Origin of the sequence: Egicoccus halophilus, from assembly GCF_004300825.1 — a bacterium.
Classification (GTDB): domain Bacteria; phylum Actinomycetota; class Nitriliruptoria; order Nitriliruptorales; family Nitriliruptoraceae; genus Egicoccus; species Egicoccus halophilus.
In genome coordinates this window covers 3,302,324-3,321,218 of the sequence record NZ_CP036250.1, presented here as the reverse complement: position 1 = coordinate 3,321,218, position 18,895 = coordinate 3,302,324, and the positions used below count along the sequence as shown (strand labels likewise).

Below are 18,895 nucleotides of genomic sequence, written 5' to 3'. Positions count from 1 at the left end.
CGAGTTGCGCGGACCGGGGCGATGGGCGACCATTCCTCTGCACGCCCGCACGGGCGTGCGACGGACCTCCCAGGAGCGGTGGGTGCTGCGGGACGAGATCAGCCGGGTCGGGCGCGTCGGCGCCCTGCTCGTCGTTGGTCTCGTCGTCGTTGCGTAGCGCGTACTCGGCCCCCCGAGTACGCGCGAACCTCCCGGACCGGGAGGTTCTTGCGTAGGAGGGGTCGCCACGGGCCGTCGGTGGCGGACGCCGCCGGTGGACGTCGCCAGCGGACCTGGGGCCAACGCAGGAGCAAGCGCATGTCGGGTGGGAAGCACACCGCCCCGGGCACGCAGGTCGTGACCGGTGCGCAGGCCGTCATCAAGAGCCTCGAGGCGCTCGGTGTCGACGTCGTCTTCGGCTATCCGGGCGGCGCCATCATGCCGGCCTACGACCCCCTGCTCGACGCCGAGTTGACCCACGTGCTCGTTCGCCACGAGCAGGGCGCGATCCACATGGCCGAGGGCTACGCCCACGCCACCGGTGAGGTCGGCGTGTGCATCGTCACCTCCGGTCCGGCGGCCACCAACCTCGTCACCGGGCTCGCCGACGCGCACATGGACTCCATCCCCGTGCTGGCGATCACCGGACAGGTCGCGCGCAGCGCCATCGGCTCGGACGCCTTCCAGGAGGCGGACGTGACCGGCATCACGATGCCGATCACCAAGCACAACGAACTGGTGCAGAGCCCCGAGCGCATCGCCGCGGCGATCAAGGAGGCCTACCACGTCGCCCGCTCCGGGCGTCCCGGCCCGGTGCTGGTCGACATCCCCAAGGATGTCCTCAACGCCACGCTGGTGTGGGAGTGGCCCGAGCGGGTGGACCTGCCCGGCTACCGCCCGACGGTCCGTGGTCACGGCAAGATGATCCGCGAGGCGCTGCAGCTGATCGCCCAGGCGCAGCGTCCCGTGATCTACGCCGGCGGTGGACTGGTGCGCGCCGGCGCGGACGAGGAACTGCACGCGTTCGCCACCCGGCTGGGCCTGCCGGTGGTCACCACCCTGATGGCCCGCGGGGTGTTCCCCGACACCCACGAGCTCGCGGTCGGCATGCCGGGCATGCACGGCCACTACGCCGGTGTGAAGGCGCTGCAGCAGACCGACCTGCTGGTCACCCTCGGGGCCCGTTTCGACGACCGGGTCACCGGCAGCCTGGAGCACTTCGCCCCCCACGCCAAGGTGATCCACGTCGACGTCGACCCGGCCGAGATCGGCAAGAACCGGGCCGTGGACGTCCCGATCGTCGGTGACGTCAAGGTGGTGCTCGGTCAGCTGCTCAAGGTGCTCGACGACAAGGCCGACGACGCGTCGTTCGCGCCCGACGCGGCCGACTGGCGCCGGCACCTCGCCGAGATGAAGCGGGACCACCCGCTGCGCTTCGAGCAGCCCGAGACCGGGGTGCTCAAGCCGCAGACCGCGATCCGGGCCGTCCACGAGACCTGGGGCGACGAGGCGGTCTACGTCTCCGGGGTCGGCCAGCACCAGATGTGGTCGGCGCAGCACATCCCCTACACGCGCGGCCGGCAGTGGATCAACTCCGGCGGTCTCGGGACGATGGGGTTCGCCGTGCCGGCCGCCATCGGCGCCAAGGTCGGGGTCGGACGCGACACCCCGGTCGTGGCCATCGACGGTGACGGCTGCTTCCAGATGACCTTCCAGGAGCTCGCGACCGCCGTACAGCACGACATCCCGGTCGTGTTCTGCGTGGTCAACAACGGCTACCTCGGCATGGTGCGCCAGTGGCAGCACCTGTTCTACGACGACCGGCTCTCCCAGGTCGCCCTGCCGCAGGACTGCCCGGACCTGATGAAGCTGGCCGACGCGTACGGCATCCCCGGGTTCCGGGTGCAGACCGTCGACGAACTCGACGCCACGCTCGCCAAGGCCCACGAGATCACCGACCAGCCGGTGCTGGTCGAGTTCCGGGTCGACCCCGACGAGATGGTGTTCCCGATGGTGCCCAGCGGTGCCAGCAACGACGAGGTGCTCGAGTCCGCCGACGAGTGGCGCGCCCGGCTCGCCGCCTCCGGCCAGTAGGAGACGACGATGGATCGCCACACCCTGTCCGTGCTGGTCGAGAACAAGCCCGGTGTGCTGACCCGCATCGCCGGCATGTTCGCCCGGCGCAACTACAACATCCACTCGCTGGCGGTGGGGCCGACCGACGACCCGCGGGTCTCGCGGTTGACGCTGGTGGTCGGCACCGAGGCGGTGCAGCTCGAGCAGATCGTCAAGCAGCTCAACAAGCTCGTCCACGTGCTCAAGATCGTCGAGCTCGACGCCGGTGAGTCGGTGCAGCGGGAGCTGCAGCTGGTGAAGGTCGCCGCGGACGCGGCGACCCGCAGCCAGATCATCGAGCTCGCCGACGTCTTCCGCGCCAAGATCGTCGACGTCGACCACGACTCCATCACGATCGAGGCGGCCGGCAACCCCGGCAAGCTCGAGGCGATGATCGAGCTGCTCGAGCCCTACGGGATCCGGGAGATGGTGCGCTCGGGCACCATCGCGTTGGCCCGTGGCACCAAGTCGATCACCGACGGTGCAAAGCTGCGCATGCAGCGCGTGGTGTGACGCCGAGAACCGAGGAGTCCACCGTCATGCCGCCGTTTCCCGCCGCGACGGCGCCCGAGCGGCTGTTGCTCGGTGCCGGACCGAGCCCCGTCGATCCGCGGGTGCTCGCGGCGCAGGCCCAGCCGACCGTCGGTCACCGTGACCCGTTCGCGTTCGCGGTCGCCGAGCAGGTCGCGGACATGCTGCGCACGGTCTTCCGGACCCGGAACACCGCCACGCTGGCCGTGGCGGGCACCGGCACCGCGGGCATGGAGACGGCCATGCTCAACCTGGTCGAACCGGGCGACACCGTCATCGTCGGGGTGAACGGCAGCTACGGCGCCAGGGTCGCCGACCTCGCCCGCCGCGCGGGTGCCGAGGTGGTCGAACTGGAGGAACCCTGGGGCCGCGCCGTGCCGGCGGAGCGCATCGAGTCCGCGCTGCGGGCCCATCCCGAGACCCGGGTGGTCGCGCTGGTGCACGCCGAGACCTCCACCGGGGTGCACCAGCCGCTGGCCGAGGTCGGCGCGCTGCTGGCGGGAACCGAGGCGCTGTTCGTGGTCGACGTGGTCACGAGCCTGGGCGGGGTCCCGTTGGAGGTCGACGCCTGGGGGATCGACGCGGCGTACGCGTGCACGCAGGGCTGCCTGTCGGTCCCGCCGGGACTCGCACCGGTGACCTTCTCCGAACGGGCCGTCGACCGGCTGCGGCAGCGTGCCACCTCGGTCCGCTCGTCCTACCTCGACCTGACGGGGGCACTGGCCTGGTGGGGACCCGAGCACGACGACCACCACGCCGTTCCGGTCAACGCCCTGCTCGGGTTGCACGAGGGCCTGCGGATCGTGCTCGAGGAGGGGCTCGAGACCCGTTGGGCCCGCCATGCCGAGGTGGGGGAGCTCTTCCAGGACCACGTCCAGGATCGTGACGCGGTGCTCCTCGCCGACGCCGGACACCGGTTGCCGCAGCTGACCACGCTCGCGTGGCCGGCCGCCGTCGACGCGGCCACCCTGCGCCGCCGGCTGCTCGACGAGCACGGCATCGAGGTCGCCGGTGGTACCGGCGGGTTCGCCGAGCGCGGCTGGCGGGTCGGGCTGATGGGGCAGGCCGCCCGCCACGAGGTGGTCGACCGCCTCCTCGACGCGGTCGACGAACTGCTCGAGGGATGAAGCCGGCCGACGCCCGCGAGCGCCGTGACGAACGGCCCGACGGCACTCCGCTGCGGCTGACCTGGAAGTGGCGGTCGATCGCCCTGCTGGTGATCGCGCTGGTCAACCTTTGTCGGTGGCGCGTGCGGGTGCACGACCTGCACCACGTGCCGCCCCGGGATGGGGCGGTGCTCGCCTTCAACCACCACAGCTACCTCGACTTCGTGATGGTGGCGTGGGCGCCGGTGCGTCGCCTCCGGCGGCCGGTGCGCTTCCTCGCCAAGCGCGAGATCTGGGGCAGCCGGTGGCTGGGCTGGCTCGTGCGCGCCGCCGAGGCGGTCCCCGTCGACCGCCAGTCGAGCGTGGCCCGCGCCGGGGCGTTCGACGCCGCCGCCGCGGCGTTGCGCCGGGGCGATCTCGTGGCGGTCGCGCCCGAGCAGACGATCTCGCGCTCGTTCGAGCTGCTGCCGTTGCGCACCGGGGCGGTGCGCATGGCGCAGGCCGCCGGGGTGCCCGTCGTCCCGGTCGTCGGTTGGGGCTCGCAGCGCATCGCCACCAAGGGGCGCCTGCCCCGGCCGGCGTTCGGCACGCCGGTCGTCGTGCGCTACGGGCCGCCGCTGCATGTCGGTGCCGACGAGGACCCGGTGGCCGCGACGGCGCGCCTCGCGGCCGCGATGGACGCGCTCCTCGACGAGGTGGTCCGCGAGTACGTCGACGGCACCCCTGCCGGAGCCTGGTGGGTGCCCGCCCGCCACGGGGGCGGGGCACCCGACCATGCCGAGGTGGTGCGCGACCACACCTCGCGCACGCGCCGTTGGGACGGGGGTTCCGGCGGTCAGGGCGACGCCACGCCCTGAGGCGTCGCGTCCGGCCCGCCGGCCGCCGACAAGTCGGTGATCCCCGTGACGTCGGCGGGACACACCTCGATCCGACCCTTGCCGCCGTGCTTGGCGGTGTACATGGCCGCGTCGGCACGCTGGATCAGCCGCTCGGCCGTGTCGCCCGGGGCGGCCACGGCCACGCCGATCGAGGCACCGACGCGCGCGTCGCCGAGGTCGGTCGTCAACGGCCGGCCGACCGTGACCAGTACCCGATGGGCGAGGGCGACGGCGTCCGCCGCCGCGCACACGACCACGAACTCGTCCCCGGCGAGCCGGCCGACCAGGTCGTGCTCGTCGGCCTCGGCGAGCAGGCGGGTGGCCACCTCGGCCAGCACCCGGTCGCCGACGGCGTGGCCGAGGGTGTCGTTGACGGCCTTGAACCCGTCGAGGTCGACGAACAGCACGGCCAGGTCGGGACCGCCCGCCAGTCGTGGCTCGCTCGACCGCGCGAGCCGTTGCTCGATCGTCCGGCACACCAGCGCCCGGTTGGGCAGCCCGGTCAGCGTGTCGTGCAGCGACTGGTGGCGCAGCAGGTCCTCGACCCGCCATCGCCGCAGCGCCGCCTCGGTGAGGTCACGCGCGGTCCCCAGGTAGGGATCGGCGGCCCGGGCGGTCGCCACGTCGTCGAAGCGCACCCGTAGCGTCCCGAGCTCGGCACCGAGCGCCAGCCGACGCTCGTCGGTGGCCAGCGGGGCGTCGTCACCGGGCAGCTCGAGCGTGACCCGCCCTCCGAGCCCGTCGGCGAGCGCCTGACGCAGGCGCGCCACGTACTCCTCGGCGTCGCCGGCCACGATGGCCGCGTGCCCGACGTCGGACAGGCTGGCCTGGCCGCGCGCCTGGCCGGCGAGTTCGGCGGCGACCCGTTCGCGCTCCAGCAGCAGCTTGCTGGCCCGCCACAGCACGAGGGCGACGCACAGGATCGCCGCCAGTGCGGGCACCCGCGAGGCCACCCGGTGCTCGAAGAGCATCACGGTCGGCAGGCTCACCAGGGCGAGACCGATGACGGCCAGCCGCCCCGCCGAGTACCCCCCGGGCGCCGGGGCGCCGAGCTCCGCCGCCGAGGGATGCAGCAACCCGGCGGCGATGCAGACGTAGCAGACGAGCCACAGCACCCGCAGCGGGGCGGGCTGGGTGCCGTCGACGAGCGAGGGCAGGAACGTCACGTTGGCGACCAGCGACGCGAAGGCGGCGACGGCGAAGAACCACGCCGAAGGCGAACGGTGGGCGCCGCTGACCATGAGTCGGATCGTGGCGGCGGCCATGGCGGCCTGCAGGACCGGCAGCGTGCCGTAGACGACCGCGGTGACCGGGTCGTCGGTGGTGGCGATCAGCGGCATCGCCACCGTGTCGAACAGGACCGCCGCGGCGGCGACGGCCACCACGGCGGTGTCCACGCGCCCCTCGAGGTCGTGACCGCCCATCTTGAGGTCGGCCATCCGCAGCATGGCGACGCTGACCAGCACGTACGCGCCCGCGTAGGCGACGAGGTTCGCGCCCGCCATGGGATGCGGCGGGGCGAAGCCGAGCGGTGCGAAGATCAGGACCGAGCTGAGGGCGAAGCCGCCCATGCCGAGCCGGACCAGCCCGTAGGTGTCGGGATGGCCGCTGCGGTGCAGCCGGCGGGACCAGCAGGCGGCCGCGAACGTCACCGCCGAGATGGCGATCCACAGCAGCTGCATCGGGTCGCTCTGCGGGAGCAGCGCGACGAGGGGCAGCAACGCCGCCCCGAGCAGCAGGCTGACTCGCCACGCCCAACGGTCCATGTCGCAGACGACGGCCGTGGGTGGGTGGGCTGAAGCGGTGCGCTCAGTCCGACCGTTCGGCGATCGCCTCCGCCTGAGCCAGGACACGGCGGGCTTCCTCGACGTGGAGGTGCTCGACCATGCGGCCGTCGACGGTGACCACGCCGCCACCGCCGGCGGCCCGGGCCGACTCCCAGGCGGCGACGAGCGTGCGGGCGTGGTCGAGCTCGGTCGCCGACGGGGCGTACACCCGGTTGCAGGCGTCGAGCTGCCTGGGGTGGATCAGGGTCTTGCCGTCGAAGCCGAGCTCCCGGCCCTGGCGGCACTCCGCCTCGAAGCCGTCGGCGTCGTCGAGGTCGTTGAACACCCCGTCGAGCACGACCTTGCCGACGTCGCGCACCGCCAGCACCGCCCAGGCCAGCGCGGGCAGCAGCGGGGCGCGGCCGGGGACGTGCACCGCCCGCAACTCCTTGACCAGGTCGTTGGTGCCGAGGACGAAGCCGACCAGGCGCTCCGAGGCGGCCACGATCTCGGTCGCGCGCAGGATCGCCGACGGCGTCTCGATCATCGCCCACAACAGCGTCGTGTCCGGCGCGCCGGCGGCCTCGACGGCGGCTTCGATGCCGCGCACGTCCTCGGCCGAGCCGACCTTTGGCACCAGGATCGCGTCGGGTGCGGCCGCAGCCAGCGCGGCCACGTCGTCGGCGAACCACGGCGTGTCGAGGCCGTTGACGCGGGCGACGACCTCCCGCTGGCCGTACCCGCGACCGGCGACCGCCGCGGCCACCCGGTCACGGGCGGAGGCCTTGTCGTCGGGGGCGACGGCGTCCTCGAGGTCGAGGATGAGACCGTCGGCGGGCAGGCCGGTGGCCTTCTCGAGGGCCCTGGCGTTCGCGCCGGGCATGTACAGCACGCTGCGCCGGGGCCGGTGCGGGTCGAAGGCGCTCACAGGTCGTACTCCCGGGCGAGGTCGGGGTCGCGTTCGGCCAGGGACCGGGCCAGGTCGAGGACGACCTGGCACTGCTTGTAGGTGGCGTCGTCCTGCATCTTGCCGTCGAGCATGACCGCTCCGGTGCCGTCCCCCATCGCCTCGACGACCCGCTTCGCCCACGCCACCTCGGCCGGTTCGGGGGAGAACACCTGCTTGGCGATGCCGATCTGGACCGGGTGCAGGCTCCAGGCGCCGACGCAGCCAAGCAGGTAGGCGTTGCGGAACTGGTCCTCGCAGGCCACGGTGTCCTTGATGTCGCCGAACGGGCCGTAGAAGGGCAGGATGCCGGCCACGCCACAGGCGTCGACCATGCGGGCGACCGTGTAGTGCCACAGGTCCTGCTGGGCGGTGGCACGGCTGGCGTCGACGTCGCCGTCGGGCGGATCTTCGCGCACGAGGTAGCCGGGGTGGCCGCCGCCGACCCGGGTGGTCTTCATGCGTCGGTCGGCGGCGAGGTCCGCCGGCCCGAGCGACAGCCCCTGCATCCGGGGCGAGGCGAGGCAGATCTCCTCGACGTTGGCGACCCCACGGGCCGTCTCGAGGATGGCATGCAGCAGCAGGGGGCGCTGCAGCCCCGCCCTGGCCTCGAGCTGGGCGAGCAGCCGGTCGGCGTAGTGGATGTCCTCGGCACCTTCGACCTTGGGCAGCATCACGACGTCGAGCCGGTCACCGATCTCGGCGACCAGGGTGGTGAGGTCGTCGAGCACCCAGGGCGAGTCGAGCGCGTTGACGCGCGTCCACAGCTGGGTCCCGCCCGACGGGTCCCAGCTGCGCCCGACCTCGACCAGCCCGGCCCGCGCCGCCTCCTTGTGCTCGGCGGCGACGGCGTCCTCGAGGTTGCCGAGCAGGATGTCGACCTTGGGTGCGAGGTCGGGCACCTTGGCGACCATCTTCGGGTTCGACGGGTCGAAGAAGTGGATCATCCGCGACGGGCGGAACGGGATCTCGCGCACCGGGTCGGGTGCGCCGATCGCCAACGGGCGGAAGAAGTCCTTCGGGCTGCGCATGGCGCTCCTCGCGACGACGGCCGACGCCCACGACGCTAGGAGCCGGCCGGCCCCGCGCCGAAATCGGCCGCAGTTTGCAGCGGCCGACCGTGGGCGACGACGATGCGCCACGACCGATCCAGGAGCACCGCATGCCGACCGCCGACTTCGGCCGCTTCCTCGACGACTTCGAGGTGGGGGACGTCTACAAGCACTGGCCCGGGAAGACGATCACGCAGGCGGAGGACATCCTGTTCTGCTCGATCACGATGAACCAGCACCCGCTGCACAGCGACGACAACTACGCCGCCGCCGCGACCTCGCACGGCAAGGCGATGGTGGTCGGCAACCTGGTGTACTCGATCGTGCTCGGGCAGTCGGTGCCCGACGTCTCGGGCCGGGCGATCGCCAATCTCGAGGTCGAGTCGCTCAAGCACGCCAACCCGACGTTCCACGGTGACACGATCTACTCGGAGACCGAGGTGCTCGAGGTCCGCGAGTCGCGCTCCAAGCCGGATCGTGGCGTGGTCAAGGTCCGCACCATCGGCTACAAGCAGGACGGCACGGTCGTGTGCGAGTTCGTCCGCAGCGTGCTGGTGCCCAAGCGCGGGCACGGGTTCGACGGGCAGCCGGGACGCCCCGAACCGCAGGTCTGACGAGGAACGCCGGGCGCCTGCTCGGCTCACCGGACGGCGACCTCCGCGATTCGACCGCGGCGCCGCACGTCCACGTGACGTTGTGACCCGACGTTGTGGCCAGGACGTGGGCACGCACGTCAGGCCCACGCCGACAGGCCCCTGGGGCGCGGGGGTGTCGGCGTGGGTGACGTGGTGCGACCGGTGTGGGAGCGCACCGGCCGCCGGGTGGTCGAGGTCCGCAGCTCAGAAGGGCAGGGGCCTGCCGTGCTGGTCGAGCGGCACGGCCGGTCGGGCGTCGTGCGGCGGGCCGGTCCCGGTCGGCGGGTCCGTGCCGGTCGGCGGGTCCGGGTCCGGCAGGTCGGCGGTTGGCAGGCGCCAGGTGGCGGGAAGGGTGTCGACGGTGAGGCCGGTGCGGGGGTGATGCCAGGTGCGGGTGCCGTCGGCCCGGCCGGTCGCGGTCCAGCCGTCGCGTTCCTTGGTGCGGTTCGCGGTCCGACACAGCGGGCCGACGTTGGCGACATCGGTCGTGCCGCCCGGCCGCTCGCGGCCGGCCGGCTGCCAGGGCACGGCATGGTCGAGATCGCACGCCGTCACCGACACGTCGCAGCCGGGTTCGGTACAGGTGTCGTGGACGGCGAGCAGCGCGTCGGCGAGCCATGCGGGCGCGCAGCGGCTGCGGCGACCGACCCCGACGACCGCGCCGGCGTCGTCCACGACCACCGTCCGCAGCAGGCCGGGACGCTCCTCGAGCAGGCGGGTCGTCGCGGCATGGTCGAGGCGGAGCCGCCCGCCGGTAAGCCGGGTCAGCAGCTCCGCCGACAGCCGCCCGTCGCACAGCTGCTCGAGCGAGAGTCTGGCCACCAGCCGCACCGGCACCCGCCCGCCACCGACCGCAGCGTCGCCGGTCGCGTCTCCGGCGGGGTGGGCGGCCGCGTGTTCCAGGACGTCGACCAGCCGCTGCAGCCGCCGTCGGCCACGATCCCGGGCCTGCTCGCGCACCCGCTGCGGGTCGCCCGCCCGGCCGAACCCGTCGCGTGCCCCCGGACCGGCCGGACCCGGGTCGGTCGCGGCGGCCAGCAGCGCAAAGTTGGTGCCGTTCGCCTCGCCGAAGAAGCGGCCGCCCGTGCCGTCGAGCCGCGGCTGCAAGACCAGCGACTCGTCGGGCACCTCGGGCCCACGGTCCTCGTCGGGATCGGGATGACGTGCGGTCAGGTCGCGCACCAGCCAGCGGGCCAGGCCGGCCATCGCCTCCGGGTCCGCCCCCTCGCAGCGGTCGACCAGCCGGTCCACCGCCGCGTCCAACGCGACGTCCAGCCGGCGCGGCAGCCGGCCCACCTCGCCGACCAGTACCTGCAGCTGCGGCCACGACACCCGCCCGGCGTCGAACGCGTCCTTCAACGCCGGCAGCCGCCGCAGCACGTCCGCCGCCGCGAACAGGGCCCGCCGTTCGGTGCTGGTCCGCCGGCCCACGATCAGCAACCACTGCTCGAGCGGCACCCCGGTCACCGCCTCGGTCGCACCGGTGTCCTGCAGCAGGATCAGCGTGTCGAGGACCGACGCGACCAGTCGATCGACCTGCCGCAACGCCTCCAGCATCGCTCCGAGCGCCGGCAGTTCGTCGAGGACAGGCAGGTCCACCCCGGCCACGCCCGTCGTCGACGTCGGCGCGCCGACCGTCGTCGGAACGGTCGGCCGCGGCGCAGACGTGGTGGCGTTCATGGCTGCAGTATCGGCGCCCCCGAGCGATCGGTCCGATCGGATCCGGGCCAGCCTGTGGGAAACCGAGGCCGGGCTCGGCGCCACCCGAAGGCGACTGGCCACCACACGACGTTGGCGTCCCGCGCGCGTCCACGCGCTCGACGCGCGCCGTGTCGGGCGTGGGACGTCGCCGCGGCGCGCTGGGCGCCGCGGCGATCCGACGCTCGCATCCGGGGCAGTACCGTCCGCGGCATGACCACCTCCGCCCCTGCTCCCACCCCGCAACGCACCGACACCTCCCCGATGGTGCTCGCCCGTGGCCTGGTGAAGTCCTTCGGCGACTTCACCGCCGTCCGCGGCATCGACGTCGAGGTGCCGCGCGGTGAGGCGTTCGGCTTCCTCGGGCCGAACGGCGCCGGCAAGTCCTCCACCATGCGCATGATCGGTGCCGTCTCGCCGGCGACCGAGGGGACGCTGCGCGTCCTCGACATGGACCCGGCCACGCACGGACCCCAGATCCGGGCCCGGCTGGGCGTCGTGCCGCAGGAGGACGCGCTCGACCAGGAACTGTCGCTGTACGAGAACCTGCTCATCTACGGGCGCTACTTCGACCTGCCCCGCAAGCTGTTGCGAGAGCGGATCGCCGAGCTGCTCGACTTCGTCCAGCTCGCCGACCGGCGCGACGCGAAGGTCGACGCGCTCTCGGGTGGCATGAAACGACGACTCGTGATCGCCCGCTCGCTCATCAACGACCCGGAGCTGGTCCTGCTCGACGAGCCGACCACCGGGCTCGACCCACAGGCACGGCACGTGCTGTGGGACCGGTTGTACCGGCTCAAGCAGCGCGGGGTCACCCTCATCCTCACGACCCACTACATGGACGAGGCCGAGCAGCTGTGCGACCGGCTGGTCGTCATGGACGGCGGTCGCATCGTCGCCGAGGGCTCGCCTCGCGAGCTCATCGCGACCCACACCTCCCGCGAGGTGGTCGAGCTGCGCTTCGCCGTCGGTGCGCAGGAGGCGGCGCTGGAGCACCTCGACGGGCTCGCCGAGCGCATCGAGGTCCTGCCCGACCGGGTGCTGTTGTCCACCGACGACGCGGACGCCACGCTCGCCGAGGTGTACGGCCGCGGGCTGTCACCGGCAGGCACCGTCAGCCGGCGCAGCACCCTCGAGGACGTGTTCCTGCACCTCACCGGCCGCCGGCTGGTCGACTGATGGCGCGCGCCGTCACCCTCCGCGTCGTCGAGGGCCATGCCCGCCAGTACCGCCACACCTGGCGAGGCACGACCTTCTCCACCCTCGTCACGCCCGTGCTGTTCCTCAGCGCCATGGGGCTGGGGCTCGGCAGCCTCGTCGACGCCTCCGCCACGCAGACCCTGGGTGGCGTCGACTACCTCACCTGGCTCGCCCCCGGCCTGCTCGCGGCCGCCGCCATGCAGAATGGCGCCGGCGACGGCTCGTTCCCGGTCATCGCGGGCATCAAGTGGGAGAAGACCTACCAGGCGGCGCTCAACACCCCGGTCCGGCCGGCGGACCTCACGCTCGGAAACCTGCTGTGGGCCGTCGTGCGGGCAAGCGTCGCCGCGCTCGTCTACGTCGTGGTCGCCACCGCGTTCGGTGCCATGCACCTCGGCCGGGGCCTGCTCGCGATTGCGCCGGCGGTCGTCACCGCAGCGGGGTTCTGTGCCTGGATCAGCGCCGTGACCGCGCAGATGAAGACCGACCAGGGGCTGGCGGCCATCCAACGCTTCTTCGTGATGCCGCTGTTCCTGTTCGCCGGCACGTTCTTCCCCGTCTCGCAGCTGCCCGACGCGATCGAACGGTTCGTGTGGCTCGTCCCGCTGTGGCACGGCGTCGAGCTCGCCCGGGCGCTCTCGCTCGGTACCACACCGACCGGGCCGTGGGGCGTCCACGTCGCGGTGGTCGTCGGCTTCCTCGCCCTCGGTGTCGTCCTGAGCGTGTGGAGCTTCGGCCGGAGGTTGCACCGATGAGCCTCGACGCACCCGCCACCTCCGGGCGGTCGCAGGCGCTGCCGTTGCGGACCACGCCGCCGGTCCTGCTCGGCCGGGGGGCGCGGCTGGTCGAACGCAACCTGCTCGCCTACCGCCAGGCGTGGCTCGTGTTCGTCAGCGGGCTCGTCGAACCCGTCTTCTACCTGTTCGCCGTCGGGGTCGGCATCGGTGGGCTCGTCGGCAGCGTCGAAGTCGCCGGGATCGGCGAGGTGCCCTACGGCGTGTTCGTGGCCCCCGCCCTGCTCGCCGCCTCCTCGATGAACGGCGCCGTGCTCGAATCCACGTTCAACGTCTTCGCCAAGCTCAAGTGGGGCAAGCTCTACGACGCGATGCTGGTCACGCCGATGCAGCCGCGCGACATCGCGGTGGGGGAGCTGACCTGGGCACTGATGCGCGGCGGGGTCTACGCGCTCGGGTTCCTGCTCGTCGCCTGGGTGACCGGACTGGTGGTCTCCCCGTGGGCGTTGCTGGCCCTGCCGGCGTCGGTGCTGATCGGCTTCGGGTTCGCCGGTATCGGGCTGCTCGTCACCACCTACCTCAAGAGCTGGCAGGACTTCGACCTGGTCACCATGGCCCTGCTGCCGCTGTTCCTGTTCTCCGCCACCTTCTATCCGATCGAGGTCTACCCGGCGGCGCTCCAGCCGATCGTGTTCCTGTCCCCGCTGACCCACGGCGTCGCGCTGGTCCGGGGGCTGATGCTCGGCGACCTCGGCTGGGCCCTGCTCGGACACGCGGCCGTGTTCGTCGTGCTCGGCCTCGTGGGCCTGCGGCTGGCGACGCGGCGCTTCGCCGCCTTGCTGGTGAGCTGATGGCCGGACCGTCGAGGTGAGCGGCCCACCGGCGCCCGGCGACGGCGAGGCCGGCCGTGGTTCGCCGTCGCGGCGGCGGGTGCTGACCCACGACGAGGCCCTCGTGGCGGCCCGTCGGCGCTTCCTGCGCACCGGTGATCTCGTCATGACTCGGCTGCAAGCCGACCTCGCGGTCGGCCGCGCCACCCTGTACCGCGTGGTCGGCAGCCGTGACCAGCTGCTGGGCGACGTCCTGCACGACCTCGCCATCCGCACCTTGCGGGCCGTCGTCACCGAGGTGGACCGGTGCGGGCTCACCGGGGTCGAGCGGCTGCTGGCCATCTCCCGCGAGTTCGAGGCCCGAGTCGCCGGCTTCGCACCGCTGCAGCGGTTCCTCACCAGCCAGCCCGGCATCGCGCTGCCGGTGCTGGTGACCACGGCGGGGCGCGTGCACGAACGGATGGTCGACGCCTGGACCGACCTGCTGCGCGAGGCGGCCCAGCAGGGCGAACTCACCCTGCCCGAGGCACCGCGCGAGACCGCCTACCTCTACGTCCGCGTCGGCGAGTCGCTGCTCTACGCCGACGTGCTGGCCGGCGCCCGCCCCGACCACACCGCTGCCGACCGACTGCGACGCGCCGTCCTCGGCGCCGGCTGACCGGCACGCGGGCTCGCGGGCCCCGCGTCGTCACGACGCCGCAGGCGTCCGCGCTCGTAGGATGACGGCGGTGCCGGACATCGGGGAGGCGTGTCGAGAGCCCGCGTGGTCGTCACGGTCACGGCCGTGGGAGCGCTGGTGCTCGCCTGCGGCGGCACGGATCCGTCGGCCGACGGCACCCTGTGCGCCGAGGTGCAGCGGGTCGTCGACGAGCTGGCCGACCTCGAGGTGCCGGTCGGCGAGGTGAGCGGACCGGACGTCCAGGCGTACCGGGTCCTGGCCAGCCACCTCGTCGTCGCCGCCGGCGGCGACCCCGACGGCACCCCCACTCCCGAACTCGCGACGGTCGTCCGGCGAGCGGGGATGGCCGGGACCTCGCAACCGTCCACGACCGAGTTCCTCGCCGGTCTCGAAGCCAGCCACGACGCGTGCGCCGACCTCGGCATCGCGCTGGACCGTCGTTCCCTCGACGCGGTCGGGGGACGCTGATGTCGGGGGACGCTGATCCCGACGCGTCCCTTCCCAGCGCGCCTGACCCGCGGAGTTCGGGCCGGGTCCGACCGCCTAAGGTCGCGGCCCGCCGTCGAGGACGAGGTAGATGTCGGCCGTCAACCACTCGCTGCTGCGCCACCGGACCCGGGCGGTGCGCGAGGCCGAGGAGCGCGAGCACCTCTCGCCGCTCGCCACGCGGGCGGCCGACACCCGCGGACGCGACCGCGACGAGCCCGAGGACGCGTACCGGACCGCCTTCGAACGCGACCGCGACCGGATCCTGCACAGCAAGGCGTTCCGTCGCCTCAAGCACAAGACGCAGGTGTTCCTCAACCCCGACGGCGACCACTACGTGACCCGGCTGACCCACACCCTGGCCGTCGCCCAGGTCGGCCGCGCCATCGCCGCCACCCTCGCGCTCAACGAGGCCCTGACCGAGGCGATCTGCCTCGGACACGACATCGGCCACGCCCCGTTCGGGCACACCGGCGAGACGGCGCTCACCCCCTACGTCGAGGGGGAGTGGCAGCACGCCATCCATGGCGTGCGGGTGGTCGAGGTGCTCGAGCCGCTCAACCTCACCTGGGAGGTCCGCGACGGGATCCGGCAGTCGTCGTGGAAGAACGACCCACCGCCGGCCACCGCGGAGGGTCTCGTGTGCCGCTTCGCCGACCGCATCGCCTACCTCGCCCACGACGCCGAGGACGCCCTGCGTGCCGGGGTGATCACCGTCCAGGACATCCCCGCCGACCACCGGGCGCGCTTCGGGGAGCCCGGTCGGGACTGGATCGAGTGCATGGTCGACATGGTCGTGTCCGCCTCGGTCGAGGCCGGCGAGGTCACCATGCGCCCCGACGAGCTGGCCGCCATGACGGCGCTGCGCCGTTGGATGTTCGACCACGTCTACCTGCGCCCACAGGCGCAGCGCCACTCGGAGCGCGCCGTCCGGGTCATCCGGGATCTCGTCGACTGGTTCGCCCAGCGCCCCGACGACATCCCCGAGTCCTACCGGGTCCCCGCCGTCAGCGACGTCCAGGCAGCGGTCGACTACGTCGCGGGCATGAGCGACAAGTACGCGATGACCCTGCACGACACCCACTTCCGACCCGCCGGGCTCTACTAGGTCGCGGCCGGTTCCTCGGGCCCGGGGCACGTGGCCGGTGCGCTCGGCGTGTGCCGGACTGGTCACCGGCCGCCGACGGGACGCTGCGTGGTCCGCCGGCCGGTTCCTCGGGCCCGGGGCACGTGGCCGGTGCGCTCGGCGTGTGCCGGACTGGTCACCGGCCGCGGACGGGACGCTGCGTGGTCCGCCGGCCGGTTCCTCGGGCCCGGGGCACGTGGCCGGTGCGCTCGGCGTGTGCCGGACTGGTCACCGGCCGCCGACGGGACGCTGCGTGGTCCGCCGGCCGGTTCCTCGCGCCCGGGGCACGTGGCGGGTGCGCTCGGCGTCCGCGGGTACGGTTCGCGGTCGTGGATGCCCCGACCGTTCGAGACGCGACCGCCGCCGACCTGCCGGCGGTCGCCGCGATCTACACCCACTACGTCCTCAACACGACCACGACGTTCAACACCCAGGTGCGTACCCCGCGCGAGTGGACCGAACGCTTCGAGCACGACGTGCGCGGCGGTCGCTACCACCTGCTGGTGGCCGAGCGCGACGGCATGGTGTCCGGTTACGTCGAGACCCAACGCTTCCGCCCCAAGCCGGCCTACGACCGCTCGCTCGAGCTGTCCATCTACGTCGCCCCCGACACCCAGAGCCGGGGGACCGGCGGTGCGCTGCTCGGTGCGCTGCTCGCACGGCTGGCCGACACGGAGTTCCACCGGCTCTACTCGGTCATCGCGCTGCCCAACGAGACCTCCGTCCGGTTCCACGAGAAGTGGGGTTTCGCACACCGTGGCACCCTGACGGAAGCCGGACACAAGTTCGGGCGTTACCTCGACGTCGCCTTCTACGAAAGAGCGCTGTGAGCGACGACGCCCCACCGAACGCCACCCCTCTCGACCCGTCCGCGGTCTACGACCGTGTCGGTGGGCTCGAGGCCTTCGAGCAACTGGTCGACGCCTTCTACGGTCGCGTCGAGCAGGACGAGGTGCTGCGCCCGCAGTACCCCGACGACCTCGAACCGGGCAAGCGGCACCTCGCGCTGTTCCTCGCCCAGTACTGGGGCGGCGGCGACCTGTACTCCTCCGAGCGTGGTCATCCCCGCCTGAGGATGCGGCACGCGCCCTTCGACGTCACGCCCGAGGCCGCGCTGCGGTGGGCGACGCACATGTCGGCGGCGATCCGCGAGCTGCGCTTCCCGTCCGACGTCGAAGCCCTGCTGCTCGGCTACGTCGCGCGCGCGACCCCGACCCTGGTCAACCGCCTCCCCGACGACGTCACCGAGCTGCCCTCGCGATAGCGAGCGGCCTGCCCCGGCCGACCAGCCGGGCACGCGCCGCCCGGTGGGACGCCGATGTCGACGTGCCGGAGGTGTCGAGGACCTGGCACGCCCTCACCGCCACGCACAAGCCCTCACCGCCGCGCACAGGCCCGCACCGCCACGCACGACGACCGCGGCGCACCGCGCCGGCGGCCGCAACGTTTCCCCGCCCCCGAACGCGACCACCCGGCAGGCCCGCATACGCTGCCGGCCTCCCGCCCGCGTCCCTCCCTCCCCGCTGGAGTTCCCCCGTGAGGATCCTCGTTGCCGACCCGCTCGCCGAGGCCGGCGTCGCCGCCCTCGCCGAGCAGCACGACGTCGACGTCAAGACCGGCTTGTCCAAGGACGAGCTGCTCGAGATCGTCGACGCCTACGACGCCATCGTCGTGCGCTCGCAGACCACCATCGACGCCGACGTCTTCGCCGCCGCGTCGAGCCTGAAGGTCGTCGCCCGCGCCGGCGTTGGACTCGACAACGTCGACGTCGAGGCGGGTACCAAGCACGGCGTCATCGTCTGCAACGCCCCGCAGTCCAACATCGTCTCCGCCGCCGAGCACACCGTCGCGCTGCTGCTGTCGCTGGCCCGCAACATCCCCCAGGCACACGCCGCCCTGGTGCAGGGCAAGTGGGAACGCTCGAAGTGGTCGGGCACCGAACTGCACGACAAGACCCTCGGCGTGCTCGGCCTGGGCCGCATCGGCACGCTGGTCGCCCAGCGCTGCCACGCCTTCGGTATGCGCCTGGTGGCCTACGACCCCTTCGTCGCGCCGGATCGGGCCGCCCGCCTCGGTGTCGAGCTGCTCGACACCGTCGACGAGGTCCTCGAACGGGCCGACTTCGTCACCGTGCACCTGCCCAAGACCCCCGAGACGGTCGGTCTGCTCGACGCGGACCGCCTCCGGCGGATGAAGCCCACCGCCCGGCTGCTCAACGTCGCCCGGGGCGGCATCGTCGACGAGCAGGCGCTGGCCGACGCGCTGCGCGACGGGGTGATCGCCGGCGCCGCCGTCGACGTCTTCGCCTCGGAGCCGACGACCGAGTCGCCCCTGTTCGGGTTGTCCAACGCCGTCGTGACCCCGCACCTGGGCGCCTCCACCGAGGAGGCCCAGGACAAGGCCGGGACGCAGGTCGCCGACTACGTCAACCTCGCGCTCGCCGGTGAGTTCGTCCCCTCCGCCGTCAACGTCCAGGGCGGACCCGTCGACGAGGACGTCAAGCCCTTCCTGCCGCTGGGCGAGAAGCTCGGTCGGCTGCTCACCGCGCTCGCCGAGGACGGCCTCGGCGGCGAGGTCACCGTCGAGTACTGCGGCCAGCTCGCCGACCACGACGCCCGGGTGGTGGGCCTCAGCGTGCTCAAGGGCATGCTCGGCGCCGTCGCGAGCGAGCCGGTCACCTTCGTCAACGCCCCGCTGCTGGCCGACGAGCGCGGCATCCGTGTGCGCGAGATCTCCGACCCCCACAGCGAGGACTACGTGTCGCTGCTGCGGGTCTCCGGCACCACCCGTGACGGTGCCGCCCTCCGCGTGGCCGGCACGCTGCTCCAGCCCGGCAGCCGCGAACGGCTCGTCGAGGTCTGGAACACCCCCGTGGACGTCGACCCCGCCGCGCACATGGCGTTCTTCCGCTACGAGGACCGGCCCGGCGTCGTCGGCGCCGTCGGGACCGGGTTCGGCGAGGCCGGCGTCAACATCGCCGCGGCGCAGGTCGGACGCACCACCGCCGGCGGCGAGGCCATCATGGCCCTCTCCCTCGACGAGGCCGTCCCGCAGGACGTCCTCGAGCACATCACCGAGCAGATCGGCGCCCGCGAGGGCCGCAGCATCAGCCTCTGATCGGGTTGCCGCCGGTT

General features: G+C 73.0%; 18 protein-coding genes. 14 read left to right on the top strand and 4 right to left on the bottom strand.

Features of this window, described 5'->3' with window-relative positions:
• The first annotated feature begins 297 nt into the window (after positions 1-297).
• Genes ilvB through ELR47_RS15060 form a run of 4 tightly spaced genes read left to right on the top strand, consistent with a single transcriptional unit; the run spans position 298 to position 4,588 of the window.
• On the top strand, positions 298-2,073 hold the full coding sequence (ilvB, locus tag ELR47_RS15075; RefSeq protein ID WP_130650630.1) for a biosynthetic-type acetolactate synthase large subunit: 1,776 nt from the start codon (positions 298-300) through the stop codon (positions 2,071-2,073).
• Positions 2,074-2,082: 9 nt separating this feature from the next.
• Positions 2,083-2,607 (top strand): acetolactate synthase small subunit, encoded by a 525-nt coding sequence (gene ilvN, locus ELR47_RS15070; RefSeq protein WP_130650629.1) that lies wholly within the window; start codon positions 2,083-2,085, stop codon positions 2,605-2,607.
• Between the two features lie 26 nt (positions 2,608-2,633).
• Complete coding sequence (locus ELR47_RS15065) at positions 2,634-3,752, top strand: pyridoxal-phosphate-dependent aminotransferase family protein (RefSeq protein WP_130650628.1); 1,119 nt, start codon at positions 2,634-2,636, stop codon at positions 3,750-3,752.
• Positions 3,749-4,588 (top strand): lysophospholipid acyltransferase family protein, encoded by an 840-nt coding sequence (locus tag ELR47_RS15060; RefSeq protein WP_130650627.1) that lies wholly within the window; start codon positions 3,749-3,751, stop codon positions 4,586-4,588. The genes ELR47_RS15065 and ELR47_RS15060 overlap by 4 nt, the downstream gene beginning before the upstream one ends.
• On the opposite strand, the gene ELR47_RS15055 is transcribed toward ELR47_RS15060, so the two are convergent.
• The 3 genes from ELR47_RS15055 to ELR47_RS15045 are packed head-to-tail and all read right to left on the bottom strand — an operon-like array spanning position 4,567 to position 8,352.
• Positions 4,567-6,375: a GGDEF domain-containing protein gene (locus tag ELR47_RS15055; protein ID WP_130650626.1), complete on the bottom strand. Its 1,809-nt coding sequence runs from the start codon at positions 6,373-6,375 to the stop codon at positions 4,567-4,569. The genes ELR47_RS15060 and ELR47_RS15055 overlap by 22 nt on opposite strands.
• Before the next feature lie 43 nt (positions 6,376-6,418).
• Positions 6,419-7,258: an HpcH/HpaI aldolase/citrate lyase family protein gene (locus ELR47_RS15050; RefSeq protein ID WP_130651429.1), complete on the bottom strand. Its 840-nt coding sequence runs from the start codon at positions 7,256-7,258 to the stop codon at positions 6,419-6,421.
• A 41-nt stretch (positions 7,259-7,299) separates the two neighbouring features.
• On the bottom strand, positions 7,300-8,352 hold the full coding sequence (locus ELR47_RS15045) for an HpcH/HpaI aldolase/citrate lyase family protein (protein WP_130650625.1): 1,053 nt from the start codon (positions 8,350-8,352) through the stop codon (positions 7,300-7,302).
• Between the two features lie 131 nt (positions 8,353-8,483).
• Between ELR47_RS15045 and ELR47_RS15040 the strand changes: the two genes are divergently transcribed.
• Positions 8,484-8,987 (top strand): MaoC family dehydratase, encoded by a 504-nt coding sequence (locus ELR47_RS15040; protein WP_130650624.1) that lies wholly within the window; start codon positions 8,484-8,486, stop codon positions 8,985-8,987.
• A gap of 225 nt (positions 8,988-9,212) precedes the next feature.
• Here the strand turns inward: ELR47_RS15040 and ELR47_RS15035 are convergent, their stop codons facing one another.
• Entirely contained in the window at positions 9,213-10,688 is a 1,476-nt protein-coding gene (locus ELR47_RS15035; protein ID WP_130650623.1) for an HNH endonuclease signature motif containing protein, read from the bottom strand.
• Between the two features lie 231 nt (positions 10,689-10,919).
• On the opposite strand from ELR47_RS15035, the gene ELR47_RS15030 reads away from it, so the two are divergent.
• The 9 genes from ELR47_RS15030 to serA all read left to right on the top strand — a co-directional run bounded on the left by ELR47_RS15030 (position 10,920) and on the right by serA (position 18,878).
• Positions 10,920-11,885 (top strand): ABC transporter ATP-binding protein, encoded by a 966-nt coding sequence (locus ELR47_RS15030; RefSeq protein WP_130650622.1) that lies wholly within the window; start codon positions 10,920-10,922, stop codon positions 11,883-11,885.
• The gene (locus tag ELR47_RS15025) at positions 11,885-12,661 is read left to right on the top strand and encodes an ABC transporter permease (protein WP_130650621.1); all 777 of its coding nucleotides are present in this window, start codon (positions 11,885-11,887) and stop codon (positions 12,659-12,661) included. The genes ELR47_RS15030 and ELR47_RS15025 overlap by 1 nt, the downstream gene beginning before the upstream one ends.
• Entirely contained in the window at positions 12,658-13,491 is an 834-nt protein-coding gene (locus ELR47_RS15020; RefSeq protein ID WP_130650620.1) for an ABC transporter permease, read from the top strand. The genes ELR47_RS15025 and ELR47_RS15020 overlap by 4 nt, the downstream gene beginning before the upstream one ends.
• A gap of 16 nt (positions 13,492-13,507) precedes the next feature.
• Positions 13,508-14,128: a QsdR family transcriptional regulator gene (locus ELR47_RS15015; RefSeq protein ID WP_130650619.1), complete on the top strand. Its 621-nt coding sequence runs from the start codon at positions 13,508-13,510 to the stop codon at positions 14,126-14,128.
• Positions 14,129-14,233: 105 nt separating this feature from the next.
• Entirely contained in the window at positions 14,234-14,617 is a 384-nt protein-coding gene (locus ELR47_RS15010) for a hypothetical protein (protein WP_130650618.1), read from the top strand.
• 109 nt (positions 14,618-14,726) lie between these two features.
• Complete coding sequence (locus ELR47_RS15005; RefSeq protein ID WP_130650617.1) at positions 14,727-15,743, top strand: HD domain-containing protein; 1,017 nt, start codon at positions 14,727-14,729, stop codon at positions 15,741-15,743.
• 347 nt (positions 15,744-16,090) lie between these two features.
• Positions 16,091-16,591, top strand: a complete 501-nt coding sequence (locus ELR47_RS18475; RefSeq protein ID WP_165404119.1) for a GNAT family N-acetyltransferase — start codon at positions 16,091-16,093, stop codon at positions 16,589-16,591.
• Complete coding sequence (locus tag ELR47_RS14995; RefSeq protein WP_130650615.1) at positions 16,588-17,025, top strand: globin domain-containing protein; 438 nt, start codon at positions 16,588-16,590, stop codon at positions 17,023-17,025. Before ELR47_RS18475 ends, ELR47_RS14995 begins: the two co-directional genes overlap by 4 nt.
• Positions 17,026-17,297: 272 nt before the next feature.
• Positions 17,298-18,878, top strand: coding sequence for a phosphoglycerate dehydrogenase (gene serA, locus ELR47_RS14990; protein WP_130650614.1), 1,581 nt, complete (start codon positions 17,298-17,300; stop codon positions 18,876-18,878).
• The last annotated feature ends 17 nt before the right edge of the window (positions 18,879-18,895 follow it).